The sequence below is a fragment of the Hydrogenobacter subterraneus genome (genome assembly GCF_055390195.1).
Genome location: NZ_AP042473.1, coordinates 1221518 through 1246334 on the forward strand (window position 1 = coordinate 1221518; position 24817 = coordinate 1246334).

Below are 24817 nucleotides of genomic sequence, written 5' to 3' on the forward strand. Positions count from 1 at the left end.
TATAATAGTTGTAAAGGCTCAGTGATAACTCAAACTCCAAGCTTACTCAGGGTGTTCCCAAAATAGCCTACTAACATATTCGTAGGCTACGCCCCCGTCCCCTGCAACGGGAACTTGCGCCCTTCTCGGGTCTCCCCACAAGCCCCGAAAGAGTTTCTCCTTCAGGACAGAGAGGTCCCTTAAGACCTTCTCAGGAGAGAGTGCAGTCAGCACCACTACCTTGAGAACTCGCCAGAGATTAAGAGTATCCCCGCTTGTTCCATCCAGAGGCTGGAATACTCTCCTTGGCTCACTCCCAAGGCTTAAAGTCTTTATCAAAGCTTCTATCTCCTTTATGTGTTTAGCCTTCAAATAGGCATTCTTTACCTTTTCTTTCACATACTCTTTCAGTTCCATCAGTCCTTCTACACTTAGCCTTCTTATAAGCTCCATATAATTCTTTGGCACTTTTTCTTTTAGTCCTAAGCCTCTCCTTGCTATCACATAGGCACTTGCCATATCCTTGCTTACCATGTATTGCGGTGCATACTTTAACATGCCTATGATGGATGTGTAGGCTGGATTTACTTCTATCACCTCTATGCCGTCCCTTTTAGCCAATAGCTTTATCCTTTCTAACAATTTCCTATAAGCAAAGTTATGTCTTATCCTTCTTGAAAGCCTTCCCGAATAATCCCCCCTTTTCCCTTTGTCTTTTATCCTTAGCTTCTCTATCACTATTGCCTTTCCCTTCTCTTTGGCTAAGCTTATAACCTTATGTGCGTATATCCATGTGTAATAGTCTCTCTTATTGCCATTGCCACTTGATAGCTCTGGCATAGGCACCTCACCATAGCTTAAAAGGTTTCCACACTCATCCGTCTCTGCCCAAGCTATGTGGTTTGGATAGGCGTTTAAATCTATGCCTATTACTCCATAATCCTTTGTAATCTCTACTTCTGGATATTCTTCCTCTATAGTGAAGTAGGCATAGATGTTGCCATCTCTTAGCTTTAGCTCTACCGTATATGCTCTTCCAGAAAAGGCTATCTCTTTAATCTTTTCTATTCTCTCTTGCACTTATCAAGGCATATACATACTGCCTTTCTCCTGTGTTTATTCTAAGATATGTTCCATTCTCTCTTACCTCTATCCTTGTGTTTTGATTTCCTTTTGAGTGTTTTTGTCCTATGGAGTATAGATTTCCCTTCCTTCTCTCTTGGAACTGAGTTTTTAGTCTTTGGTAGTCTTTCCCATTTATATGTCTTTTTTGCAGTTTTCTAAAAATATCCCTTCCACCAAAGATGACCTTTTTTAAGCTTTGTCCTTTTTCTTTTCTTACTTTCATCAAAGCTTGAGCTTTAACAATGGCTGAATACGAATATCTAGAATTTAGTCCAAATACACCTTGGATTAACTTTCTTAAAGTGTTTATTTCCGTTCCCTCCAAAAGCCTTTTATAGGCATATCGCATAGCTGAGGACCATTTTCTCATGAGGTTTAAGACTTTCTCTTTGTCTTGATAGTTTGAGAATAAAAGTTTAGCACTTATGGTTATCATCTCTTCGTTATTTTAACATAACCGTAGGTAAGGTGGATTTTTGACACACCCTCAAGCTTACTTGCCTAAATAGCCCAAAGGGATTATAATAAAAATCTTGTGGAGGAGAGCGTAGCTCAGCTGGTAGAGCAGTGGACTGTGGATCCACGGGTCGCGGGTTCGACTCCCGTCGCTCTCCCCATGTTATAATCCTTTAAATGCTGTTAGAATGGTCCAGTTTTATTCAAAAGGTCAGGAATTTTTTCAAAGAAAAAGGCTATCTTGAAGTTTATACCCCCATACTCCTCCCCTTTCCAAACATAGACCTAAACGTAGAGCCTATAGAGGTAAATGTAAAAGAGTGTGGAAGAGAAAAGAAAATGTGGCTTCAGACTTCTCCAGAGCCTTCCATGAAAAAGATGCTTTCAAAGTACAAAAAAGACATCTTCCAGATTGCCAAAGTCTTTAGGAACGACGAGTGTGGAAGATTACATAAGGTAGAGTTTACCATGCTTGAGTGGTACAAGGTAGGTGTGGATTACAACTATCTAATAAAAGAAATAGGAGAACTTCTTTCCTTTTTGGGTATTTCACAGGACTACCTTACAACAAGGCTTGAACATGCCTTTGAAGAATATGCAGGAGTTATACTTTCCGAGGATGAAGAGATATTTAAGAACAATCTTATCGCCTACGGCTACGAGTTTGATGACAAGGAAGACTGGGAGAGTCTATTTTTTAGAATTTACATAGATGTAGAAAGATATCTTGGAAAAGAAAAGCCAGAGTTTATAACACACTTTCCAAAAAGGCTAAGCGCTTATGCCAAAGTAAGGGATGGCTACGCAGAGAGGTTTGAACTTTATATAAAAGGTGTGGAGATAGCCAACGGCTGGACAGAAGAGGAAAACAAGGAAGAGATAAGGCGTAGGATGGATGAATACAGAAGAGGAAGGGACCTACCTATGGATGAGGAGCTTCTTAAGGCTTATGAAGATTTTCCTCCCTGTGCTGGCTGTTCTATAGGCCTTGAAAGGCTATTTATGGTTTATATGGGCTTGGAAAGTTTAGAAGGTTTATACTTTTAATATGGCATACAGGTGCATGGTTGTGTTCCTTGAAGGCAACGATAAGGAAATAACGGAAAAGCTCAACGAGGTAATCTCCACCATTGAGGAGGAAGGTGGCCGAGTGCTTGATGTAGAAACAAGCTTTCTAAGAGAACATGGTATAGACGGCTTTGTGGCTGTTTATACCATAAAGTACGAGGCAAGTAGGGAAGTTCCTGAGGAATGATAATCAAAGTAAGGGCCAAGCCAAAATCAAAGGTGGAGTATGTGAAAGAAGTAGAAAAAGGTCTTTATGAAGTGGCGGTAAAGGAAGCACCGGAGGACGGGAAAGCAAACAACAGAATAGCAGAGCTATTAGCACAACATTTTGGGGTTTCTAAATCTAAGGTAAGGCTCCTAAGGGGTGCATCTGGAAAGTTAAAGCTGTTTGAGATTGAAGTGCTATAATTAAAGGAAAGGGGGGTTATACGATGTTAGTACGAACTATCAATAGAAAGGAGAGGGTAATATGAAAGTGCCAACTCTTAAACTACCACAGTTTAAGCTTCCTCACCTTTCTCTGGGAAATGCAGCAAAGAAAAGTAGCATAGCCATACACTATACAAATAGTAAAATAAGGATATTGGGACTAAAAAGAGATAAAAGCTTGCTTTTTGAACCTTTAGAGGCTTCCTATAAGGATGATAAAGCGCAGGCCTTAAGAGATATGGTAGAAAGGTATAACATAAAGGGTCAAGAGGTTATAGCATGCTTATCTGTTAATGAAGGACTTATGAAGTTTTATACTTATCCATCTGCTCTTAGCAAAAAGGATCTCCAAAACTCCATAGAGTGGACAATAAAAAGGGAACTTCTTGCTTTAAAAGAGGAGGCATATTACGACTACTATGTGCTTGATTCATTCCCAGACCCTAAAAAAGTAGGCGTGATTGCGGTAATTGCTCGCAAAGAAACAGTAGAAAACGTAAAAAAATTGATTGAATCTGCAGGATTAAAATTAAAAGTTCTTGATTATGAAGTGGTAGCCATAATAAATTATGGCCTATATCATAAGCTTCCTTTGCCCTTTTCTATTTTACACGTAGATTATGACTATTCTATACTGGTTAACTATTCCACATCAAGCATAAGTTATTATGTAGACCAATGGAGCCTTGCAGAATACTTAGAGAATAAAAATGAAGAAACCTTTGAATCTTTTATTTCTGGAATAGTAAACTTTGTAGTTATTAATGACATAACAAGCCTCTATATAGCCGGACCTGTTTTGCTATACGAAGACATTACCACACGTATAATGGAAAATGTGCCTATTTTTGGCTTGCTTGATTTAGAAGGCATACCATCCAGCTTCTTCATACCATATAGCCTCTGTATAAGGGGGTTAGAGAAATGATTAAGATAAATCTACTAAAGGCTGAACAGAAGAAAAGAGGTATAAGCATAGACTTAACAGCTTTAAAAAACTTAAAAGTGCAGGACCTTTTAAAAGTAAATTCTTTGTATTACGCTGGAGCCTTTCTTTGGGTAGTGGTTATACTCGTTGCAGGATACTATTTCAAACTGAACCAAGATAAAGAAGATTTAAGGAAGAAGTTAGAAGAATTGAACATAGAAAAAAGCAGGCTTCAAGCTCAATCAAAAAGATTTTTGGAACAGAAAAAATCTTTGGAAACAGAGATTGCACGTTTAAAAGCTCAAATACAAGATATAGATAAAAGCAAAGACATTATTGTTGGGCTAAAATCTTACTATAATCCGTTTAACAACAGCCTTGATTTATATACTCTATCTTTACCAAAAACATCTTGGGTTAATACTTACAAGCAAAGTCTGGATATAAATACGCAAACAGTAAAGTCTGAACTGGATATAAATACCTTTGATTATCAAAGTATTAGCACCTATGGTAAAATTGTGGGAGATAGGTCCAAAAAGATTACCATAAGCCCTGTAGAAAGGAAGGCAACGCCAAGCGGTTTTGAGTATTACAATGCCAAGCTTTATATGGAGAAGCCTATTCAGGAGGGGAAATAGGTCATGGAAAACATAAAAGCGCAGTTTAAGAACCTACCACCCTGGCAGAAGTATTTTTTGGTGCTTGGTTTACCTATCTTACTAATCTTTTATATATGGTTTATTCTCATATCGCCAGCTTTAGAAGAAACCAACAGATTAAGATTGGAAAAGGATAGAGTAGAAAAAGAAATAGAAACTATAAAGGGCAGTATGAAGCCCACTATTTTGAATAACTTAAAGAAAGAAAAGGAAAGATTGGAACTGGAATATGCACAAAAATACGCAGAACTTACCAGTATGGTAGGTGAAATACCTACAGAAAAGGATGCTGCAAAGATCATAAGAAATATAGGGAACATAGCCACTAAAAGCGGAGTAGTAATACTTAACCTTCAGGTGTCAAGCCCACAAAAGGTAAATTACGAGCTTATACAGGAAGGTGATAAGAAAATAGTAAAAGAAGTTCAACAGCAACAGCAAGGGCAACAACAAGCTCAACAACAAAAAACACAACAACAACAAAAGCAAGCACAACAACAGCCAAAGGGTGTAAGCTTCTTAAGGAGCGAATTAAAGATCACTCTTTCTGGTCCCTATGGGTCGGTTAGAAAATTTTTAGAAAGGCTTGCAAAAGAAGGGGTAATATCCTATCCTTCTTCCATAACATTGACGCCGGAAGGTGCAAATAAAGTAAGGGCAGAAGTTGTGCTATTCTTAATTATGAAGGAGGAAGGGCAATGACAAGGTATATTGTAGCACTTATACTTGTTAGCCTATCTTATGCGCAGAATGCCTTTCAGAACCTTGAAGGTGTGGTGGGTTATATAGTGGTGGAAAAAAAGGGAAAGGTAGAAAACTATCTTGTGATAGAAGATAAGGGAGGTTCTGTAAAGACTATAAAAGTGGATAAAAAACCATCCGATTATCTAAAAAGGGTAGAGGAAGGAGGAAAAAAATGAAAAGGTTTATCTATGCCTTTTTACTGGTGCTACTTATTAGCTTCTCCCATGCTCAGGTTATAAGGGAGATGAAGTTTGAAAATGTAAAACTGGAAACGGTGCTAAAGGCTTTATCAGAAGTTTCTCAGATGAACCTTGTCTTTGACCCCGCCATTTCACAAGACCTTCAGAAAACGGTAAGCGTAGCCATATATAAGCCTGTGCCTGTTGGGGAAGCTTTTAACATTATTTTGAAGGAAAATAACCTTATAGCCGTACCGGTAGATAAGAAGGTTTATCGTATCACGAAAGCTGGAAGCATAAGTGTAAGCGTGGTTGGACTGGATGAAAGAGAAGTAAATGAGGTTATAAACTTTTTAAAGGCAAGGGTAAGCCCCTCTGCGGAGATAGTATGGGATAAAACTCTAAAAACCATATATGTGAGAGATGAGGAAGCAAATATAAAAAAGCTTGAGCCTGTTTTAAAGGATTATAGAAGATTGGCGCAAGCCTTAGTACCAAGGGAGGAAATACAAACCAAGGTTTTTTATTTAAAGTTTATAGACTCGGATGAGGCAGAGAAAAGGATAAAACCTCATACATCTCAAGACACACTCATAACAAAAGCCTACGACTTTAACGCCTTGGTTATAAGGGATACACCCAAGAGATTGGAGGAGTATGAAAAGATCCTAAAGCCCTTTTTAACTACCACACCTTCAGAAAGAAGGCCTGTCACAAAGATCTTTTACCTTAAGTATGTAAGCCCGGAAGAGTTTATCAAGATGATAGAGCCTTATAGGTCCGAGGCTGGGCAAGTTTTGAGTGGTGGAGCTTTGGTAGAAAAGGAAAGAGTGGATGAAGTAAGAACAGGAGTTGCTGGTAAGACTACCAGAGAAGAAGTAAGAGAAAAGCTTGCCGGCCCTGTGCCTGTAATAAGGGAATTTAACGCTGTAATGATAACAGATTATCCGGATGTAATACAAAGAATAAAAGAGATTTTTAAAGAATATATTAGTGATACGCCTGTGAGAATATCCATAGAGGCTCGTATTGTAGAAATATCCTCAGAAACTTTGAGGGAGCTCGGTATAAACTGGAATGCCCTCTTGTCTCAAGCTAGAGTACCACAATTTTGGGAGGGCGGTGTAAGTGCTAATATGGGCCTACCTCCACACGTTGCAGGCTCACCAATCTTGATACCGCAACTTTCTCCAAATCCTGGTGGCCTTTTTGTCTTTACTTATCAAAAAGGCATATTGAATGCACTTAATCTCAGAATTTCAGCCCTTGAAAGGATAAACAAAGCAAAAAGTATAGCAAAGCCCATGGTTGTTGCTATAAACGGGCAGAAGGCTATTATAAAACAAGGTATACAAGTGCCATATTTGACAGCATCACCTGGACCTGGTGCTACAGCCGTTCAAAATGTACAGTTTAAAGATGTAGTTTTGGAGCTTGACGTTACTCCAATAGTGTCTCCAGACGGAAGGATTTTAATAGATTTAACATTGAGGAGAGATACGGTTGGTATTCAAACACCACAAGGACCTGCTATAAATACCAAGGAGGTAAAAACAAAGATAATAGTGGAAAGTGGCCAGACTGTGGTGTTGGGCGGTGTTATAGATAGTCAAGATAGTCAAACTAATGAAGGTGTGCCAGGCCTAGTAAGAGTACCAATTCTCAAATATCTCTTCGGACAGGAGAGGATAAATCAAGCTGATAGAGAGCTATTGATATTTATTACTCCTACTTTGATAACACAATAATGAGGGTTTTGATAAGGGGCGTAAATGAGGGCAATGTGGATAAGATTTCCGAGCACTTTGTCAACTTGGGCTTGAGCCCCGCCCCACTTTATAAAAGCCTTTCGGAGAATTCAGATCAGGTTACAATAGAATGCAAAGAAGACCAGTTTTTTGAGCTTAAAAATGCTCTAGCCGGTATTTGCGAAGTCATTCTAATGGAAAAGAAGAAAAGCCCTCCATTGCCTACTCTTTCCTTGGTCTCCCTCTTTTTGGATAACCTTTTGCTTTTCTATATACTAAAACTCTCCATATACTCTTCAGATTTTAGTATAATGCTTGGCTACCTATTTTCCTCTTCAAAGGCACAAGCCTACTTTCAGCTCATACTTTCTTTATTTTTGATAGTTGGCTATTACTACGCCTTTATAAAGACAAAAGAAGCACCCCCTATTGCCAGGCTCCTTGAAATAAGATACCAAAAAGACCAAAACTGGGTAATCCTCGCCTATAGCCTTCCCCTTATAGGCCTTTATCTCATATCCAGCGGAATACCTTTTGGAAGGCTTTTGGGCTTGGCTATGCTTTCTTTTAGCGTTGGTATATTGGTTTATTCAAGCGTGAAGTTTTCGTGAAGATGCTTGACATGTGTATAAAAAGTGATAAAAATATACCTATCCTCCTCTAAAAGGGGAGGAAATACTCTAAAGGAGGGTTTAGCCATGAGAAACCTTTACCAAGCCACAAGCAAAGCCGTAAGGCTCAACAGCTCAAAGGGTTTTACCCTCATTGAGCTCCTTGTAGTCATAGCCATCATAGCCATCTTGGCATCCTTGGCCATACCGCAGTATCTTGCATACCAAAGAAGGGCAAAGGTAAGCTCTTATGCAGAACCTATAGCAAGAGCTTGTCTGATGGATGCGGTAGCTTGGTGTATGGAAAATCCAAGCACACAAATAGATGGAAATCGCCTTAATAACTGTGGCACACAAACTCCTAGAAATACCGCTGGCGGAAATGTTACTCTAGTAGTTGATGGCTCTGGTACTAACCCGCAGGTTAGCGGAATTCAAAATGTAGCATGTACTAATGATGGCCAAATTACAGTTGCCGATCCAAACAATCCACCAAGCGTAGTTGCACGTCTTGATGGTGTTAAGGACTATCGTGCAAGATGTTTCTATCAAAACCAAAGCGTTAGATGCACTGTAGAATCAGGACAATAACCATCCCAGCCCCCTCTTGGGGGGGCTTTTGTTATGAAAAGGGGTTTTTCTCTTATAGAACTTTTGGTAGTGATTGCCATTTTGGCAGTGCTTGCCTCCATAGCTATTCCTTCCTACCTAAGCTACAGAACAAAAGCTATGGTTACCTCTTATGCTCTTCCCTTGGCAAGGGCTTGTATGAATGATATTGCTTCCTATTGTAGTTCAGAAGCAAAGGATGAGACTTATAACAATCCAATAGGAGACTCAAGGTTTCCAAACTGTAGAGAAAACAATCAAGTGGCCGGTGGGAATGTAAAAATAAGTGTATTGACCACTCCTGTCTGCAGTAATTCTGGCCTTTTGTCCCAAGGTGTTATAGTAGCTTACATTGAGGGATCTGACAGCTACAAAGCCTATTGCACTGTGGACGCTAGACCTTTTAGGTGTTATATAGAGTAGGAAGAAGGGAAGGGGCAAGGCCCCAAGAGGTGTGCTATGAAGGCACACGAGGGAAGGAGGCGCACCAGTTGATAATATAACATAAAATTCACATCATTTCAACATGATATAAATCATATAATTTCTGTGGTAAAATTTTCTTCCTTAAAAAACTCAAGAGGTGCAGGTATGAAGTGGGACAATGTGTATCTTTGGGAAGGAAAGGCAAACATACCACAGGAAGGTCAGTTTATAAAACTTAAAGAGGATAAGAGCCTTGAGGTGCCGGACAATCCCATAGTCCCTTACATTGAAGGGGATGGCATAGGCCCAGAGATCGCACCCGCCATGATACATGTGGTAAACACGGCTGTAGAAAGAGCCTATGGAGGAAAGAGGAAAATATATTGGGTTGAACTCCTTGCGGGCGATAAGGCTGAGGAGAAAACGGGCAAGCGTATGCCAGAGGAGACCCTTGAAGTGTTAAAGACTGCCATAGTCTCCATAAAAGGCCCCCTTGGCACGCCCGTAGGAAAGGGTGGAAAGTCTCTCAACGCTATCCTTCGCCAATCTATGGACTTTTACTCTGCCATAAGGCCAGTCTATTGGCTTGGACAGCCTGCACCCATACCAAACCCCGAAAGGGTCAATGTGGCAGTCTTTAGGGAAAACTCTGACGACGTTTATATGAGCATAGAATACATGCCAAGGGCAGAAAACACACAAAAGGTGAGGGAGTTCTTTATAAAAGAGATGGGCGTTTCTGAGTATGCTCTTCCCGAGGATTGCGGTATAACGGTAAAGCCTATGAGCGAATACAAGACAAAAAGGCACGTGAGGAAGGCCTTAAGGTGGGCTTTGGAAAACAACAAGAAGGTGGTGGCTGTGGTAGGAAAAGGGAACATAATGAAGGCCACGGAAGGAGCCTTTATGAACTGGGCCTTTGAGGTGGCAAAGGAGCCAGAGTTTGAAGGAAGGGTTATAACGGAGGGTGAGCCAAAGGAAGGACAGGTTTTGATGGTAAGGGTTATAACAGACCAGATGTTAATGCAGTTGGTCCTAAGGCCTGAGGCCTACGATGTGATAATTACTCAAAACCTTAACGGTGATTATATATCCGACCTTGCCTCTGCTTTGGTGGGTGGACCGGGCTTTGTGCCAAGCGGAAACATAGGCGATGGCTATGCCCTCTTTGAAAGCACTCACGGAACGGCCTACGATATAGCAGGCAAGGGCATGGCAAACCCACTATCCTTGACCTTATCTGGCGCCATGATGCTTGAATACCTTGGATGGAAAGAGCCGGCTGAGCTTATCTATCAAGCGGTTAGAAGGGCCATAGGCGACAGGCTTGGAACTCCAGACATAGCCAACGGCTTTAGAAAAATGGGCCTTGAGGCAAAGGAGCTAAGCACCTTTGACTTTGCAAAGGCTATTGCGGAGAGGATAGGCTGAAAACAATAGCCTTAAACCTCTCCCCCCTTTCTTTGTAATCTCTGAACATATCAAAGGAGGCGCAGGCTGGAGAAAAGAGGATAATATCTCCCGGGCTTGAAAGTTCAAAGGCTTTATTTACGGCCTCCTCCAAGCTTTGGAGAAGATAGACCTCACAGCCCTTCCATGCCTTGGCTATTCTTTCTTTTGCCTCACCTATAAGCAAACAGGCCTTTGTTTTTCTCTTTACAAGGTCCCTAATACTTTCAAAGTCTCCTCCCTTGTCCCTTCCGCCCGCAATAAGCACCACCTTTCCATCCTCAAAGCTCTCAAGGGCAGACCTCAAAGCGTTTACGGTGGTAGATTTAGAATCGTTATAGACCTCCCTACCCCCAAAGCTTCCAAGGTATTCCATCCTGTAGGGAAGGCCCTTAAAGCTATAGAGAACCTCTTGGATTATCTCCAAAGGCACGCCCATGAGCCTTGCCATGGCGCTGGCAAAGAGGGCATTCTGATAGTTGTGCTTTCCTTTTATCTTTAACCTTTCCACCTCAAAGAGAGGCTCACCAAGGAAGTAAGCCCTTCCATCTTTTATGTAGCCATCTGCACCTTCCTTAAAAAGGTAAAACTTCTTAGCCTTGTTCTCTGTAGCCCTTACCCTTTCATCAAGGCCGTTTAGTAAAAGAAAGTCCTCTTCCTCTTGTCTCATAAAGATATTTCTTTTGCTCCACAGATAGTCCTCAAGGCTTTCATGCCAGTCAAGATGGTCTTCGGAGAAGTTCAAAAAGGCACCTATATGAGGCCTAAAGCTTTTAAGGGTTTTACCTTGAAAGGAAGAAACCTCAAGCACTGCAATGCAAGAAGGTTTTTTTAGAACTATTTGAGACAGGGGAACTCCTGCATTGGCTCCCTCCTCCACATTGGCGTAATACTCCCTTAGCATAAGGTAGGTAAGCCTTGTGGTGGTGGATTTTCCATCGGTGCCCGTTATGGCCAAGGCTACGCCTTTGAAGAACTTCCAAGCAAGCTCCAGCTCTCCTATAAGCTCCAATCCTCTTTTTTCTACCTCTTTCCATAAGGGATGCCTTGGTGGGATGCCGGGAGATAAAACTACCGTGTCCACAAGGTCTAAATACTCTCTAAAGTCATCACCCCTTGCATCATCACCGCTATAGACCTCAAAGCCCTTTGCCTTCAAAAGCTCCACCGCAGACCTTCCGCTCACACCAAGACCCCAAACAAGGAATCTTTTCATGGCTATAGCTCCTTATGTATTCCTTCCATATAAATCCTTTCAAGTATTCTCCTCGCTATAGGCGCCGCAGCAGAACCGCCGGAGCCACCATGTTCCACAAGCACACCAATAACAAAAACAGGGTCCCTGTAGGGTGCAAAGCCTACAAACCAAGCATGGTCTCTAAGATGGTAGGGTAAGTTTTTCCGCCTTGCGCTATGCACGGATATTTGTGCCGTTCCTGTCTTTCCTGCTATATCCACTATGCTTGAGTAGGCAGAGGTGGCAGTACCGCTTCTTACCACATCCCTAAGAGCTTCCCTCACCAAAGCAAAGTATTCTGGCTTTGCCCTCACCACCTTATAAACACTCCTTTTTGCCTTCCATATCACATTCCCATTAGCATCCCTTTTTTCCCTTACCAAGATGGGCTTATATATAACACCATCGTTCACAATGGCCATCATCATTAAGGTTTGTTCAAAAAGGGTAGCCTTCAAAAAGCCCTGTCCTATGGACATATTGACCGTATCACCACCATACCAAGGCTCTTTAAGCTTACTCTTTTTCCACTGTGGAGTGGGTATAAAGCCCTTTGAAAGGGGCAGGTCAAAGGGTATTTCTTCTCCGTAAGAAAAGCTTCTTAAAACCCTTTCTATCTCCCTTGGACCAAGCTTGTAATATCCATAATAGTAAAAATAAACGTCGCAGGAGTCCTTTATGGCTTTGTGCAGATTTACCCATCCATGCCCAGACCTGTTCCAACAGAAGAAATCTCTGTTTCCAAGCTCAAAGCTTCCATGGCATACAATTCCCTCTTTGGGAGATACGCCCTTTTCAAGGAGTGCCACGCCAAGGGCAGGCTTTATAACAGAGGCTGGTGGATATTTGGCATACAAGGCTCTGTTAAAGAGGGGTTTTAAACTGTCCCCTGAATAAGCTTGCCATAGGTCGGAGATTTTATTTGGGTCAAAAGATGGATAGCTAAGCAAGGCCAGAACTTCGCCCGTTCTTGAATCAAGGACAAGGACTGCACCAGCCTTGTGGCCCGAATCTCTAAAAACCTCGTAAGCTATCCTCTGAATTCTAACATCTATGCTTAAAACTAAGGTATTTCCTTTTTCTGGCTCCACATAGCCAATGTTGCCTATTACCTTGCCAACGGCGTTTACCATAACTTCCTCTGCGCCCACTTTACCCAAAAGGTCTTGGTCAAAGGCCCTTTCTAAGCCATACATACCCACAAGGCTTTGAGTGCTTATCCTATCTCCATATTTTTGGAGATGTTTTTCTGTAGGATAGCCCACATAACCAACCACATGGGCGCATATCTCACCTTGAGGATAAAAACGTGATGGTATGGTGTTTATAAAAACTCCAGGTAGTTTATAGCTATAGTTATAAAACTTGTCTATCTCTTCCTGTGTTTTTAGCTCCATTAGAAGGATAGGCTCTATGCTTCTTCTCTTCCTTAAACTTTCATAGTCCAATTGGACGTTAAAGAGACTTTTTAGATTTTCTAATACCTCTTTTAAATTCCCCTCTTCTTGTAGTTTTTGGTGGTCAAGGAAAAGCATGTATTTTGGCACATCTTGAGCTATCTTTTCGCCTTTTCTGTCCAAAATATCCCCTCTTTGAGGATATATGATCCTTTTTCTAACATAGTTTTTTTGAGAAAGCTCCTTATAATATTTGCCCCTTATAATCTGAAGGTAAAAAAGCCGCACCATAACTATTAAATAGGCAATCAAGCCAACAAAAGCCAAAAACAAAAAACGCCTTCTACTCATGGACCTTGTTAAAATATCCCCTTGATATAAAAATAATAAAACTTAGCTCAATCACATAGCTCAAAAGGAAAAGTAAAGGATTTATTTCCAGATAATATCTTAATCTGAAAAGTATGACCACCCATAGCTTTTCAACCAGAGAAAGAACTGTGTATGCCAACAATAAGGATGTCCTATTTGGAAAATCAAACCTTGCTTTTAGAAAGCTTAGCCATATTGAAAAAAAGGTATAACCTGAAATATGTAAACCCAAAGAATCTTGAAATACATCCAAAAAGAAGCCAGATATCAAAGGCTTTTTTAGATTGTAGTCCTCTTCCCTTAATAGGTTTACAAAAAGATAGGCTAAGAGCAGGTTTGGCACTGTAAGGAGATTGTGAAAAAGGGCCAACAGCACCGAACTTTGGAAGAAGGCGATTATTAGGGCAAGAAGGTAAAATCTCATAACTTTTCCTTTATTAGGGTGCAGATGGAAATTCTTCTTACATCAACCGCTGGTTTGACCTCTACCTTTTTGAAAAAGCTTTTACCTTCTTCGGAAATGCTGACTACTGTACCTATGATAAAGGGGGGGAGGTTCTTTGATGGAGACCTCAAAAAAACTGTATCACCTACCTTTAATGGGTCCTCCAAATTCACATGAAGCAAAGAGCCATAAGGATAGCCACCCTTGTATATGTATGCCTTGTCTTTGGAGGTGGCGCTTATGGAAAAGTCTTTGGAGAAAACAGTCCTAACCCGAGAAGAGCCACCATACACCTCATCCACAATACCAACAAGCTTATCCTCATAAAATACCACCATGCCTTCCCACAGTCCCGCATCTTGCCCTTTGTTTATAAGTATAAAGGTATCATTACCCGAAGGGTCGTAGGCTATCACATTGGCATAAACCAAAGAAGTTTTTTTAATCTCAAAGGGTAAGTTTATAGCCTTGCTGAGGTCTTGAAGTTCCTTTTCACAGGCATAAAGCTGTACTTTGTAAAGATAGTATGCTTGTAGCTCTTTTTTGAGTTTTTGGTTTTCTATGTTGGCGTTTTTAAGAAGTATATAAGTGTCTATAAGATTTTTTGTATTTTCCGCTATGTTTCCCTTAAGTTCAAAGAGGGGTTGGACAACAGACCTTAAAAAGTTATAAAGTTGGTTTATAAAAGGTAAGGTTGAAAGATTAGTAAAATAAAGAAGCACACTAAGAAAAAGCACAAGGATTTGGACACCATACCTTTTCATACCATGGATACTTTCCTTATAAGCTCTATGTTGTCAAGCACCTTTCCTACACCTCTTGCCACCGCCGTTATAGGGTCTTCGCAGTATCTTGTTTTTATGTTTGTCTCTTGTTCTATCCTCACATTGAGGTTCCTAAGTAGGGAGCCACCGCCCGCTAAGGTAATACCTCTTTCAGCTATATCAGAAGCCAGCTCTGGTGGGGTTCTTTCTAAGGTAGTCTTTATGGCATTTACTATGGAAGATATAACATCTTCAAGGGCCTCTGTTACATCCTTGTTGCTTATATTTATAACCTTGGGCAATCCAGTTACATCCCTACCCTTTATCTCCATCACCCTTTCTTCATCTTCGTATATGGCACTTCCAAGCTCTATCTTCACCTTTTCTGCCGTCTGTTCACCTATCAAAAGGTGGTATTTCTTCTTAACATGCTGTATTATGGATTCTGTCATTTCATCTCCAGCTATTCTTATGGAATTAGATACCACTATGCCTGCAAGGGATATAACGGCTATTTCTGTGGTGCCTCCACCAATATCCACTACCATATTGCCTATGGGTTCTTCTATGGGAAGGTCTGCGCCTATGGCTGCGGCCATAGGTTCTGCTATAAGATAAACCTCCCTTGCGCCAGCACTCTTAGCAGCATCTATCACAGCCCTTTTTTCCACCTGGGTGACGCCAGAAGGCACGCCTATAACCACACGAGGTTTTGCCTTGAAAATGCTACCTCCTATAGCCCTGTTTATAAAGTAAGAAAGCATAACTTTTGTTGCTTCAAAGTCTGTAATCACTCCATCTCTTAAAGGTCTTATGGTTTGTATGCTTTCAGGGGTTTTACCAAGCATGTTTTTTGCTTCTTTGCCAACTGCAAGCACTTTTCCACTCCGCACATCAATGGCTACTATGGAAGGCTCATAAAGGACTATGCCTTTGCCTTGCACATAAACAACCGTATTAGCAGTGCCAAGGTCAATACCTACATTGTTAGGAATAAAACCAAAAAGGTTTGCTAATTTGCTTAACATCCTTAATATTATAAACTATGGAGACTATTTTAAGTAAAAAGCAAGAGGAGAGACTTTTTAAGGCGGTAGGAGGTGAGGATGAATCTATAAGAAAGGCACTTGAGTTTATAGAAGAAAAGCATGCAGGACAGTACAGAAAATCTGGAGAACCTTATGTGATACATCCCATAGAGGTAGCCATAACGCTTGCAGAGCTTGGTATGGATAAAAGCACCATAATAGCTGGCCTGTTGCATGATGTTTTGGAAGACACACAAACTACCTATGAGGAAATAAAACAAAAGTTTGGAAAAGAGGTAGCAGACCTGGTAGAAGGTGTTACAAAGCTTAGTAAAATACACTTCAAAGACATTCAAACACAAAAGGCGGAAAACTACAGAAAGTTAATACTTGCCTTTTCAAAGGACCTAAGGGTTATCTTTATAAAACTTGCTGACAGGCTTCACAATATGAAAACCCTTCAATGTTTTAGTAGGGAAAAACAGGTAAGGATAGCAAGGGAAACACTTGAAATATATGTGCCTATAGCCAACAGGCTTGGCCTTTGGAAAGTAAAAACGGAGCTTGAGGACCTTTGTTTTATGTATTTATATCCAAAGGAGTATGAAGAGGTAAAAAACTTTGTAGGAAAAAGCAGGAAGGACCTGGAGGACTACCTAAAAAGGTTATTTATACCAAAGCTGAAAGAAGAACTGAAAAAAGCTGGTATTGAGGCCCACATAACCTATAGGCCAAAGCACCTTTATGGAATATGGCAAAAGACCTTACGCAAAGGTATAAGGCTTGAAGATGTGCATGATATTCTCGGGGTAAGGGTTATAGTGAATACAGTTCAAGAGTGCTACCTTGTGCTTGGTTTGGTGCATAGCATCTTTAAGCCTGTGCCAGGAAAGTTTGACGATTATATATCCTTACCTAAACCAAACCTTTACCAGTCTCTTCATACGGCGGTGATAGGTCCAAAGGGTAGGATGGTGGAGGTGCAGATAAGGACTTGGGAGATGCACGAAAGGGCGGAAAAGGGTATTGCTGCCCATTGGGCATACAAAGAAGGTAAGAATGTAAAGGATAACAGCGTTTATTCTTGGCTAAAAAGCTTGGTGGAAAGCGTGCAGGGAAGCAAAAATCCGGAAGAGCTTTTGGAAAACTTAAAGCTGGAGCTTTTTTCTGAGGAGGTCTTTGTATTTACTCCAAAGGGGGACTTAGTGGTGCTTCCCAAAGGTGCTACGCCCGTGGACTTTGCCTACCACATACACACGGATATAGGCAATCATTGTGCGGGTGCAAAGGTAAACGGTAGGATAGTCCCATTGAACTACAGGCTTCAAAACGGCGATATGGTAGAGATAATAACAAACCCAAATAAAAAGCCCAATGCAGAGTGGCTCAACTTTGTAGTAACTTCCAAGGCAAAAAGCAGGATAAAGGCAGTGCTGAAAGAACTTGAAAGAGAAAGGTATATACAGCTTGGTAGAGAAAGGCTTGAGCTATACCTTCAAAAACTGGGAATAGAAAGAGAAAGCTTTATAAAGAAGCTACTTGAAGAAAGCAGGGCAAAGGATGAGGAAGAGCTTTTACTTCTTTTGGGTAGTGGCAGGTTATCAAAGGAACGCATATACGCACTATTTAGAAAAAGAGAGAAGGAAAAGCCACAAGAAAAGGTAGAGGATGTTATATACATTGATGGCTTGGGTAATGTGCTTCATGGGCTTGCAGAATGCTGTAATCCTTTGCCGGGAGAGGAGGTGTATGGTGTGATCTCCAAAGGAAAGGGCCTTATCATACACTCAAAGGAATGTCCAAACATAGCCTATTTACAAAAGGTGTCTCCAGAAAAGATTGTTAAGGTAAAGTGGAACAAGGCTCAAGGGCTTCATTATACAAAGCTAAGGATTATAGCAAAGGACAGGGTTGGCATATTGGCCGAAGTGACTTCCACCATATCAAAGATGGGTGCCAACATAACGGAGGCAAGGACAAAAAGCTCACCTTCTGGGGAGGCTTTGATGGATTTTACCATACAGGTGGAAAACTACGAGGAGTTTTTAAAAGTTGTAAAGGCCTTGCAATCCATAGAGGGTGTGGAGGACTGCAGGAGACTCTTTTCTTAAATTAAAATTACTTTTATACACACGCCGAGTGAGAAATTCCCTTTAAGCTAAACCTTCCATATCAATAAAAAGACAGCAGGGCTACTATAATAGTAGCCCTAAAAACCATCGGAGGTTTTTACCATGGAAATTATACCACCTTACCTACGCATCTACCAACAAATCCTAAAAGACCTTGAAAATGCCTTGCCATTCCTTAATGTGCCAAAAGCTAAAGCAGGCAGAAAGCCTAAACTCACAGACATCCATATAGCAGCCATCTTTATACTCTCCTACATAACCAATACAAAAGTCCTCACCTTAGCTAAACTACTTATTGACCCATCCATACAATCATGGCATATCTTCAGAAGATACAGACTCAAGAGAGTATACAGGATATTGAGAGAATACAAGCTTCACAAGCTGAGGCTTATGATTTTAGCAAGGCTTTTGTATGGTAAGAAGATAGAACTTGTAATAGATGGAACCATAGTGGACATAGCCAATGTAAACAGGGCGAGGACACAGAAGATAAGGAGGGTAAGAGGGAAGGTATGGTGGGCAAAGAGGAGAAGGAAGATAGTTCGGAGAGACAATGGGAAGGTAGTGGAGTTTGAGGAGGTCAGGTATGGCATGTTGATGATGGTGTTATGTGATAGGTGGGGAAGAGTTTATGATGTGTGGATAAGCTTTGGAAGTGTGCATGAGGTTAGGGCATTTAGGGAAAGGAAGAGAAGGAGTTTATGGTTTAGGAAGCTTGTGGAGAGTTGTGTGGTGTATGGAGATAGGGGTTATAGGGGTTGTGAAGGTGTTATTGTGTGTGATAGTAAAGATATGAGGGCAAAAAGGCAGGTAGTGGAAGGTGTTATAAGTCAGATAAAGCTTTTTAATGCTGGTAGTGGGTGGAGGACTTTAACTTGTGTGCTTGTGTATGTATATGCTTATGCTATTGGATATAGCTATTGTAGGAGGGGTGAACTTGAGGTCTAATTTCTCACCCGGCGTTTAAATTAAAATTACTTTTATACACGTAGAGTGAAAAATTCGTTTTTTGTATAGGCAGTTTTAAACCTGCCAAATTATAAAACATCGGGCGGGTCCAAGACCTGCCCCTACATTTTGGACTTTTTGGCACGCATTAGCGTGCCCCTACATTATGTTCAAAACTGTCTCATTTATTTTTAGCAAGAAAATATGATAGTATAACCTTTGCTTAATTAATTTCTCACCCTGCGTAAGTCTAAAATAAATTAAACAAATTATGAAGGACCGGAGCCAACCCCAATCTTCAATGTGATAGTGTTAGTCTATTACACCAGGAGTGCATGCAGGCTGTAATGACAAAGGATAGATTTATCACCAGAGGCTTTTCTCTTAAATTAAAATTACTTTTATGAGCACAAAAAGGAAGGAATTAAAAGAGCAAAAAAGGCTTGAAATTATCAGGGCGGCTTGTAAACTCTTTGCAGAAAAAGGCTACTACAACACAACCATACCCCACATAGCCCAGGCTGTTGGCATGAGCGTTGGGAATATATACAACTACTTTGAGTCTAAGGAGGCGTTGGCAAAGGAAATAATGATAACAGTCTCCAACTGGGTGGGGGAAAGGCTTAGAAAGATAGAAGAGATGGATGTGGATTATAGGGAAAAGATAAGGCTTTTTGTAAAAAGCTTTTTTGAAATAGCCGTTGAGGAGCCGGAGCTGATAAACTACTTTCTAAAGGTCTTTTTGGTAAACAGGGAGGTCTTTAGCGAAGGCTGTGAGGGCTTTGCCTGCATAGCAAGCGTTATAACAGAGGTTATGGTCTTTTTGAGCAATGGCATAGAAAAAGGGGAGCTTAGAAATCAGAGTTTTTATCCAGCCTTTACCACCATAATGGGCCCCCTTGGTGGTATGGTCTTTTTACACAGCGAGGGCCTTCTTGATAAATCCCTTATGGACTATGTGGATGAGGTTTCAGAAAACCTTTGGAGGGCTTTGAAAGCTTAATCTTCTATGTATGGCAAGGTAAGGTGGTGTTCTAAAGGGTAGGTGCCTTCGCACAAAGTAGTATCGTGCTATGTGGTAGCTTGGGTCAAAACCATAAAAGTTTAGCCTCATCCTTTCAAGCTCTTCCTCTCTGTAGGCCTTAAGGGGCTTTATGGACCAGTCTCTTAGCCTTTCTTCCCTTTTGCTTTTTATGAAGCTTTCAAAATCTTTTGAATTCACAAAGGATAGAACAAGCTCCCTTAGCTTGTTTAAAAACTCCTCCGGGCTTTTGCCAAAAACACCATCCAAAAGGCCAAGTTCAAAGGCCCTTTTTGAACTTATGGGCATCCTGTTTTCCATTATCTCCCTTCCCCTTTCCCATCCTACCCTTTTGGGCAAGGTATAGGTCCAAAATTCAGAACCATAGAGGTTTCCAATGTTTTTGTAATGAGGGTTGAGGACCACACCCTCCCTTGCAAAAACCATGTCGCAAGTAAGTGCTAAGAAAACACCGCCAGCACCCGCATTCCCCCTTATGCCAGCCACCATGAGTTTGTCAAGGGTGGTAAGGATTTCTTCGCAAAGGTCATCTATGGCGTTTATATTCCTCCAAGACTCATCGGCAGGGCTGTCCGAGGCCTCTATGGTGTTTAGGTTCATGCCATTGGAGAAAAAGTCTTCACCACCCAGCAAAACTATAACCTTCACAGGCCTTAGCTTGGCATACCTTATGACCTCCAAAAGCCTCTCGCAATCCTCTGTGGACATGGCACCGTTGTAAAACTCAAACTCTATAAAGGCCACGCCCTTTTCTTCTCTGTAGACTATCTCCCTGTATGTGGGAAAATCCACAGACTCCCAAGGCTTTATAGCCTCTTCCCTTAGTCTTTCTACTATCCTTTGAGGAAGGACCTTTATGGCAGGAAGCTTTATAGAATGCTTTTCTTTACTTCTCATATGGCCTATCCAAAGGGCACCATCCCTTGTTCCTATGCATACGGCATTGTCCCTCCTTGCTATAAGCCTGCCGGGTTCTCCCTTAAGAAAGCCTTCAGGGTAAGCGTTAAAAAGGTAATACTCCTCTCCTTCTACGTTGGCCAAGGCGCCGGGCTGGCTATCGCTTGCGTATATCTTCCTTAAGACTTCCTCCGTAGAATCCCTATGCCAGTCTATCCTCCTCAAGCTTATATCTACCTTTGGGTTAAACACGCCACCCTCTTGTGGCCTTCCCCTTTTTTCTCCCCTTTCTATCTTCTCCAAAGCCTCCCAAAGGGCCTCCACGGCTCCTTCCGTTGCTTCCCTCCTGTATAGGCTTGCCTTCCTTGCCCTCCTCATGGGAAAGGTCCTGTAGGCCCACACATCACCCGCATCGTAGTCCTCTACCGCAGAAAGGATGCAAACTCCCCACTCCTTTTCACCTTTGAGTATGGCCCAATCCAAGGCGTTTGGCCCCCTGTCCCCCGGTGGCCCTGGATGCACAACAAGGGTCAAGTGCTTCTCCCAAACCTCTTTTGGTATCTTCCTCTTTAAAAAGGGTGCTATGATAAGATCTGGCTTGTATAGCTCTACTGCCTCTATGGTTAGTTCTGGATGAACGTCAAGCTCCACCGATACCTCATGGCCCTTTTCGGACAGTTCACAGTAGAACCTCTGAGACAAAGAGTTGAAGCGATGACAAAGCAAAAGGATTCTCATCTTAGCCCCCTGTATTTAAAGTAGGCGTTGCAAGCACCTTCTGAGGAAACCATGCAGGACCCAAGAGGGTTGGAGGGTGTGCAAACACTTCCAAAGAGTTTGCAGTCTGTAGGTCTTGCTATCCCTCTTATAACCTTACCGCATATGCAGGCCGGATGCTCTTTTGCCTCTGGGAGTCTTACCTCAAACCTCTTTTCCGCGTCAAAGTCCTCATAAAAGGAGTTTATTTTGAGGGCGCTGTAAGGAACCTTGCCAAGGCCCCTCCATTCAAACTCTTTCCTTAGTTCAAAGACCTCTGCCACAAGCCTCTGTGCCTTTATGTTCCCTTCCCTGCTTACAGCCCTTTTATATTGGTTTTCCACAAAGGCCTTCCTTTCCTTTATCTGTCTTGCTATCATATAAACGGACTGCATAACATCAAATGGTTCAAAGCCCGATATAACCACTGGTTTTAAAAACTCCTCCGCAAAGTATTCATAAGGCCTTGTGCCTATTATTACACTCACATGGCCCGGCCCTATAAAGGCGTCTATATGCACTTTTCCATAGTCCCTTAGCTCTGGTGCGTTAAGTATATGTTGTATGGCCGCCGGCGTTATAACATGGTTGCATACTACAGAGAGGTTCCTTAGGCCAAGCTCCTTTGCCCTCTTTATAAGCACCGCCGTCTGTGGAGTGGTGGTCTCAAAGCCTATGGCAAAAAAGACCACCTCTTTATGTGGGTTTTCTTGAGCAAGGCTAATAGTATCAAGGCAGGAATAGACCATCCTAACATCCCAACCTTCAGCCCTTATATCCATAAGGCTCTTCCTTTGAGAACCAGGAACTCTAAGCACATCCCCATAGGTGCAAAGTATTACATTCTCCTTCCTTGCCAGTTCAATGGCCAAGTCTACCCTGCTTATGGGAAGGACGCACACGGGACAGCCAGGGCCGTGAACAAAGATGACATAGTCTTCCAAAAGCTGGTCTATTCCGTATTTTACTATGGTATGCGTGTGGCCCCCGCAGAACTCCATTACCCTTATAGGCCTTCCTATCTCTTCCACCGTTTTCTTTATGGCCTTCTGTAGTCTTTTTATGCCCTCCGCTTCCCTAAGGACCGTGTTAAGGCTCATTTTCTTCCTCCAATAGCTCTTCAAAAAGCCTTAGGCTTTCAAGGGCATAGTCTGGGTCCAGCTTTTGTATGGCAAAGCCCACATGCACAAGCACCCAATCGCCCACCTTTATATCCTCTTGCAAAAGGTCAAGGGAGACAAGCCTTCTTGCCCCAAAAACCTCCACCACCGCCGTGTTGTTCTCTTTTATTTCAACCACCCTTGAAGGCACCGAAAGGCACATGCCATCCTCCTGAATGCTTTTTCATTCATATTAAAGATATGCCATAGTCCCAATTATGCAATATAATAAAAAGCCATGGAATCAAAGATAAAAGCCCTGCTCATAGACATAGAAGGCACCACCTCTTCCCTCTCTTATGTAAAAGATGTTATGTTCCCATACTCTAAGCAAAGGTTAAGAGACTTTATTTCAAAGCATTGGCAGGAGGAAAGGGTAAGCTCTATCATAAAAAGGCTGGAAGAAAGGCTGGGGAAAAGGATTGACCTTGAAGAAGCGGTAAAGGTCTTTGAGGATTGGATAGACAGGGACCTAAAGGAGCCTTTGCTTAAAGAGCTTCAAGGGCACATATGGGAGGAGGGCTTTCTATCTGGAGAGTTAAGGGGGCATATATATGAGGATGCATACAAAAGGTTAAAAGAGTGGAAAAAGAATGGCTATAAACTCTACATATTCTCCTCTGGCTCTGTAAAAGCTCAAAAACTCTTTTTTGGACACACGGATTATGGAGACCTCACAGGCCTTTTTGATGGCTTTTTTGACACCACCATAGGGAGCAAAAAGGGAAAAGAGTCTTATGAAAGGATAGCAAAGGAGGTGGGCTTAGAGCCAAAGGAATTTCTCTTTTTGTCCGATGTGGAAGAGGAATTAAATGCGGCAAGGGATGCGGGCATGAACACCATAAAGCTTGACAGGTATGACAGCAAAGAGCCCTCTACCCATAGGGTAGTTAAGAGCTTTCTTGAGATTGACCTCCCTTAAGGACTACCCTTAGAGCATACAATACAAAAATCACACCGCCCGCAACGGCCAAAAGGGTGCCTACGCCCATCAGAGACAGGTAAAAGATCACCATGGGGTCTTGGGTAAAGCCAGTGCCGTAGGTTTTGCGCGGAGCGCCTTTTAGGCCTGCAAAAAATAGCCCAAGGACAAAGAGGACCATGCCAACGCCGTAGAGATAAACCTGTGGCAAGGCTATTTTGCTTAGCTTTTTAACATATCCATAGGACAAAAAGAGGCTGTAGGCTACGGCCATAAAGGCAAGGGTTTGACTTGTAATGACTCCATGGTAGTGGGCTGGTATGCTGAGGTTTGACCTCATGCCTATGTATTCTCCCTGCGGGTTAAGGGCGTAAGAGACCAAGGAGGGGAGGACTCCGGCATAGGCTATAAAGACGCCAAGAAGATAGAGGATTACGGATATGAGGAGTGCTGTGGAGGGAAGGTTTTTGAGGTCAAGCTTTGAGTTTTTGAGAATGTTGAAAAGATGGAAGAATATGGGGAGGCCAAGGCCTATGGCATAGCCCATATCTGTAAACCTTCTTGCACCTTCTGATACAGGGTTGCCAAAGATGATGGGCAAAAGCACATACATAAAGCTAAAGGAAAGAAAAAGAAAACTAAGGTATTTTAGTCTTCCAATCTGCACATTTATTCCCTGTTTTTCAAGGAGAAAATACCACGCATAGAGTAGCATGGTGCCGTTTATAAACTGGTGAATATGCCCTGGCGCCCAATAGAGCCTTTCATAGAAGAGGTAAAGCTCTTCCCTTGAGCCAGCCTTTGGTATGGAGGTGAGGAGGGCAAAGAACATGAGAACAGAAAGGATAACAGCCACAGAAGCGAGGTGTTCCTTTGGCTCCTCCAAAAAAAGGCCTCTTTCTGCACTTTTTAGAAGGCTGAAGGCACCAAGCCAAAAGCCGGAAAAGAAAAGAAGGGCGCCAAGCCAAAATATAGGGTGGTCAATTGTAGGTAGATAATTGTTGGAAACGCCTTGTCCCACACCAAGCAAGGAAACTAAGGCTATAAGCACAATGCCACCAAGGGAAAGATAAAAGGGAACTTTTAGCTCTTTTTTAAAGCTTATCTGCCAAAGCAGTAGGGTAAAGGTGAGGAAAAAGCCCACTATGGCAAGGTCCACATGGCCTATTATGGAGTGGTAAAAGTAGCCTGGGGGAACAAGCTTGTATATGGCAGGTGTTCGGGCTATGGCTGCCACAAGAGCAAGAAAGCCTCCAAGTCCGAGGGAAACCGTAGAGAGCAAAAGCCACCTTTTTTCCATT

General features: G+C 41.9%; 27 protein-coding genes and 1 tRNA gene. 17 read left to right on the forward strand and 11 right to left on the reverse strand.

Annotation, left to right across the window (positions count from 1 at the left end; genetic code table 11):
* Nucleotides 1-42: 42 nt before the first annotated feature.
* Together ACZ5GB_RS06675 and ACZ5GB_RS06680 are read right to left on the reverse strand one after the other, a co-directional pair.
* On the reverse strand, nucleotides 43-1059 hold the full coding sequence (locus ACZ5GB_RS06675; RefSeq protein ID WP_464326451.1) for an IS200/IS605 family accessory protein TnpB-related protein: 1017 nt from the start codon (nucleotides 1057-1059) through the stop codon (nucleotides 43-45).
* On the reverse strand, nucleotides 1034-1540 hold the full coding sequence (locus ACZ5GB_RS06680) for a hypothetical protein (protein WP_464326452.1): 507 nt from the start codon (nucleotides 1538-1540) through the stop codon (nucleotides 1034-1036). Before ACZ5GB_RS06680 ends, ACZ5GB_RS06675 begins: the two co-directional genes overlap by 26 nt.
* A gap of 105 nt (nucleotides 1541-1645) precedes the next feature.
* Between ACZ5GB_RS06680 and ACZ5GB_RS06685 the strand changes: the two genes are divergently transcribed.
* The 13 genes from ACZ5GB_RS06685 to ACZ5GB_RS06745 all read left to right on the forward strand — a co-directional run bounded on the left by ACZ5GB_RS06685 (nucleotide 1646) and on the right by ACZ5GB_RS06745 (nucleotide 10395).
* A tRNA-His gene (locus ACZ5GB_RS06685) sits at nucleotides 1646-1721 on the forward strand.
* 16 nt (nucleotides 1722-1737) lie between these two features.
* Nucleotides 1738-2607 (forward strand): elongation factor P--(R)-beta-lysine ligase, encoded by an 870-nt coding sequence (gene epmA / locus ACZ5GB_RS06690; protein ID WP_464326453.1) that lies wholly within the window; start codon nucleotides 1738-1740, stop codon nucleotides 2605-2607.
* Between the two features lies 1 nt (nucleotide 2608).
* The gene (locus ACZ5GB_RS06695; protein WP_464326454.1) at nucleotides 2609-2815 is read left to right on the forward strand and encodes a hypothetical protein; all 207 of its coding nucleotides are present in this window, start codon (nucleotides 2609-2611) and stop codon (nucleotides 2813-2815) included.
* Entirely contained in the window at nucleotides 2812-3036 is a 225-nt protein-coding gene (locus tag ACZ5GB_RS06700) for a DUF167 domain-containing protein (RefSeq protein WP_464326455.1), read from the forward strand. Before ACZ5GB_RS06695 ends, ACZ5GB_RS06700 begins: the two co-directional genes overlap by 4 nt.
* A 61-nt stretch (nucleotides 3037-3097) precedes the next feature.
* On the forward strand, nucleotides 3098-3985 hold the full coding sequence (pilM, locus tag ACZ5GB_RS06705; RefSeq protein ID WP_464326456.1) for a type IV pilus biogenesis protein PilM: 888 nt from the start codon (nucleotides 3098-3100) through the stop codon (nucleotides 3983-3985).
* Nucleotides 3982-4626: a hypothetical protein gene (locus ACZ5GB_RS06710; RefSeq protein ID WP_464326457.1), complete on the forward strand. Its 645-nt coding sequence runs from the start codon at nucleotides 3982-3984 to the stop codon at nucleotides 4624-4626. The genes pilM and ACZ5GB_RS06710 overlap by 4 nt, the downstream gene beginning before the upstream one ends.
* Nucleotides 4627-4629: 3 nt before the next feature.
* The gene (locus ACZ5GB_RS06715; RefSeq protein ID WP_464326458.1) at nucleotides 4630-5349 is read left to right on the forward strand and encodes a hypothetical protein; all 720 of its coding nucleotides are present in this window, start codon (nucleotides 4630-4632) and stop codon (nucleotides 5347-5349) included.
* Nucleotides 5346-5567 (forward strand): hypothetical protein, encoded by a 222-nt coding sequence (locus ACZ5GB_RS06720; RefSeq protein ID WP_464326459.1) that lies wholly within the window; start codon nucleotides 5346-5348, stop codon nucleotides 5565-5567. Before ACZ5GB_RS06715 ends, ACZ5GB_RS06720 begins: the two co-directional genes overlap by 4 nt.
* Nucleotides 5564-7318, forward strand: a complete 1755-nt coding sequence (locus ACZ5GB_RS06725) for a pilus assembly protein (RefSeq protein ID WP_464326460.1) — start codon at nucleotides 5564-5566, stop codon at nucleotides 7316-7318. The genes ACZ5GB_RS06720 and ACZ5GB_RS06725 overlap by 4 nt, the downstream gene beginning before the upstream one ends.
* 194 nt (nucleotides 7319-7512) lie before the next feature.
* Complete coding sequence (locus ACZ5GB_RS06730; RefSeq protein WP_464326461.1) at nucleotides 7513-7929, forward strand: hypothetical protein; 417 nt, start codon at nucleotides 7513-7515, stop codon at nucleotides 7927-7929.
* Nucleotides 7930-8016: 87 nt separating this feature from the next.
* On the forward strand, nucleotides 8017-8520 hold the full coding sequence (locus ACZ5GB_RS06735) for a type IV pilin protein (protein ID WP_464326462.1): 504 nt from the start codon (nucleotides 8017-8019) through the stop codon (nucleotides 8518-8520).
* A 33-nt stretch (nucleotides 8521-8553) separates the two neighbouring features.
* Nucleotides 8554-8961, forward strand: a complete 408-nt coding sequence (locus tag ACZ5GB_RS06740; protein WP_464326463.1) for a pilin — start codon at nucleotides 8554-8556, stop codon at nucleotides 8959-8961.
* Between the two features lie 168 nt (nucleotides 8962-9129).
* Nucleotides 9130-10395: an NADP-dependent isocitrate dehydrogenase gene (locus ACZ5GB_RS06745; protein WP_464326464.1), complete on the forward strand. Its 1266-nt coding sequence runs from the start codon at nucleotides 9130-9132 to the stop codon at nucleotides 10393-10395.
* On the opposite strand, the gene murD is transcribed toward ACZ5GB_RS06745, so the two are convergent.
* Genes murD through mreB form a run of 5 tightly spaced genes read right to left on the reverse strand, consistent with a single transcriptional unit; the run spans nucleotide 10373 to nucleotide 15656 of the window.
* The gene (gene murD, locus ACZ5GB_RS06750) at nucleotides 10373-11629 is read right to left on the reverse strand and encodes a UDP-N-acetylmuramoyl-L-alanine--D-glutamate ligase (RefSeq protein WP_464326465.1); all 1257 of its coding nucleotides are present in this window, start codon (nucleotides 11627-11629) and stop codon (nucleotides 10373-10375) included. The two genes, ACZ5GB_RS06745 and murD, sit on opposite strands and share 23 nt — an antisense overlap.
* A gap of 2 nt (nucleotides 11630-11631) precedes the next feature.
* A complete protein-coding gene (gene mrdA / locus ACZ5GB_RS06755; protein ID WP_464326466.1) occupies nucleotides 11632-13398 on the reverse strand; it encodes a penicillin-binding protein 2 in 1767 nt (588 codons plus the stop codon).
* Nucleotides 13391-13843, reverse strand: coding sequence for a hypothetical protein (locus ACZ5GB_RS06760; RefSeq protein ID WP_464326467.1), 453 nt, complete (start codon nucleotides 13841-13843; stop codon nucleotides 13391-13393). The genes mrdA and ACZ5GB_RS06760 overlap by 8 nt, the downstream gene beginning before the upstream one ends.
* Nucleotides 13840-14628, reverse strand: coding sequence for a rod shape-determining protein MreC (gene mreC / locus ACZ5GB_RS06765; RefSeq protein ID WP_464326468.1), 789 nt, complete (start codon nucleotides 14626-14628; stop codon nucleotides 13840-13842). The genes ACZ5GB_RS06760 and mreC overlap by 4 nt, the downstream gene beginning before the upstream one ends.
* Nucleotides 14625-15656 carry a rod shape-determining protein MreB gene (gene mreB, locus ACZ5GB_RS06770; RefSeq protein ID WP_464326469.1) on the reverse strand — a complete coding sequence of 344 codons (1032 nt, stop codon included), beginning with the start codon at nucleotides 15654-15656 and terminating at the stop codon, nucleotides 14625-14627. The genes mreC and mreB overlap by 4 nt, the downstream gene beginning before the upstream one ends.
* A 17-nt stretch (nucleotides 15657-15673) precedes the next feature.
* On the opposite strand from mreB, the gene ACZ5GB_RS06775 reads away from it, so the two are divergent.
* The 3 genes from ACZ5GB_RS06775 to ACZ5GB_RS06785 all read left to right on the forward strand — a co-directional run bounded on the left by ACZ5GB_RS06775 (nucleotide 15674) and on the right by ACZ5GB_RS06785 (nucleotide 19742).
* Nucleotides 15674-17767 (forward strand): RelA/SpoT family protein, encoded by a 2094-nt coding sequence (locus tag ACZ5GB_RS06775; RefSeq protein ID WP_464326470.1) that lies wholly within the window; start codon nucleotides 15674-15676, stop codon nucleotides 17765-17767.
* A 123-nt stretch (nucleotides 17768-17890) separates the two neighbouring features.
* Nucleotides 17891-18739 (forward strand): hypothetical protein, encoded by an 849-nt coding sequence (locus tag ACZ5GB_RS06780; RefSeq protein WP_464326471.1) that lies wholly within the window; start codon nucleotides 17891-17893, stop codon nucleotides 18737-18739.
* Between the two features lie 403 nt (nucleotides 18740-19142).
* The gene (locus ACZ5GB_RS06785) at nucleotides 19143-19742 is read left to right on the forward strand and encodes a TetR/AcrR family transcriptional regulator (RefSeq protein ID WP_464326472.1); all 600 of its coding nucleotides are present in this window, start codon (nucleotides 19143-19145) and stop codon (nucleotides 19740-19742) included.
* Here ACZ5GB_RS06785 and ACZ5GB_RS06790 read toward each other — a convergent pair.
* Genes ACZ5GB_RS06790 through ACZ5GB_RS06800 form a run of 3 tightly spaced genes read right to left on the reverse strand, consistent with a single transcriptional unit; the run spans nucleotide 19710 to nucleotide 22757 of the window.
* A complete protein-coding gene (locus ACZ5GB_RS06790) occupies nucleotides 19710-21416 on the reverse strand; it encodes a hydrogenase maturation protein (RefSeq protein ID WP_464326473.1) in 1707 nt (568 codons plus the stop codon). The two genes, ACZ5GB_RS06785 and ACZ5GB_RS06790, sit on opposite strands and share 33 nt — an antisense overlap.
* A complete protein-coding gene (gene hypD / locus ACZ5GB_RS06795; protein ID WP_464326474.1) occupies nucleotides 21413-22534 on the reverse strand; it encodes a hydrogenase formation protein HypD in 1122 nt (373 codons plus the stop codon). Before hypD ends, ACZ5GB_RS06790 begins: the two co-directional genes overlap by 4 nt.
* On the reverse strand, nucleotides 22524-22757 hold the full coding sequence (locus tag ACZ5GB_RS06800; RefSeq protein WP_464326475.1) for a HypC/HybG/HupF family hydrogenase formation chaperone: 234 nt from the start codon (nucleotides 22755-22757) through the stop codon (nucleotides 22524-22526). The genes hypD and ACZ5GB_RS06800 overlap by 11 nt, the downstream gene beginning before the upstream one ends.
* A 75-nt stretch (nucleotides 22758-22832) precedes the next feature.
* Here ACZ5GB_RS06800 and mtnC point away from each other — a divergent pair, with 75 nt between their 5' ends.
* Complete coding sequence (mtnC, locus tag ACZ5GB_RS06805) at nucleotides 22833-23516, forward strand: acireductone synthase (protein WP_464326476.1); 684 nt, start codon at nucleotides 22833-22835, stop codon at nucleotides 23514-23516.
* Here mtnC and ACZ5GB_RS06810 read toward each other — a convergent pair.
* Nucleotides 23485-24816: a cbb3-type cytochrome c oxidase subunit I gene (locus ACZ5GB_RS06810; RefSeq protein ID WP_464326477.1), complete on the reverse strand. Its 1332-nt coding sequence runs from the start codon at nucleotides 24814-24816 to the stop codon at nucleotides 23485-23487. The genes mtnC and ACZ5GB_RS06810 overlap by 32 nt on opposite strands.
* Between the last annotated feature and the right edge of the window lies 1 nt (nucleotide 24817).